1 protein-coding gene is annotated in these 747 nt (G+C 41.1%); it reads right to left on the bottom strand.

What is annotated here, in order from left to right; all coding sequences use genetic code 11:
* The coding region (locus AB4653_RS19155) for a cation:proton antiporter (RefSeq protein ID WP_372105020.1) at positions 1-747 on the bottom strand (747 nt) is incomplete at both ends.

Genomic DNA, 747 nt, shown 5'->3' with positions numbered 1-747 from the left:
CCATGGGTTGTAAGTTCTAAAGCGTTTAAATCCAATATAAGACAAGAAAACACTTAGATAGCGTGCACTCAATACTAGAGGGACTGCGAACGCCATCAAAATCCAATCTTCTTGGTGGAACTTGAATAGCAGCATAGACATACCAATCAATAAGAATAGTACGCCATTTAAGAACTCATCTATTAATTCCCAGAAATGGTCTAGGTGATCCTCACTTTCCTTAGAAAATCCGATGAAGCGTGTCCAGTTGCCTATCATGATACCAGATACCACCATTGCTAATGGTCCAGATACATGCAGAACCTCTGCAAAAGCATAACCAGCTGTAGGAATACCGATGGTTAATAGCAACTCCATCGAGTGGTCATCGGTGTTGCTGATTAGATAGTGGAATATCAAACCTAGAACAAATCCGTAGACGATACCGCCAATAGCCTCTTGGACGAATAACATGGTCACGCTACCTACAGTCGGAGCTTCTGTGCCGAACGCAATGGTAAATAGGGTTACGAAGATAACTAGGCCAAAACCATCGTTGAATAGAGATTCTCCCTCGATTTGAGTAGAGATTCGTCTGGGAGCATCGAGCTTCTTCACTATTGCTAATACAGCTATTGGATCGGTTGGAGATATTAGAGAACCAAACAGTAAGCAATAAATTAGGTCAAATTGAATACCGATAAATTGACAAAACCCATAAAGTACAAAGCCAATAAAGAATGTCGAAAACAGTGTAGCACCAAGAGC

It is taken from the genome of Vibrio sp. 10N.222.48.A3, assembly GCF_041475345.1.
Lineage (GTDB): Bacteria > Pseudomonadota > Gammaproteobacteria > Enterobacterales > Vibrionaceae > Vibrio > Vibrio tasmaniensis_A.
The sequence above is the reverse complement of the archived record's forward strand: the minus strand, read 5'-3'. Positions and strand labels throughout refer to the sequence as shown.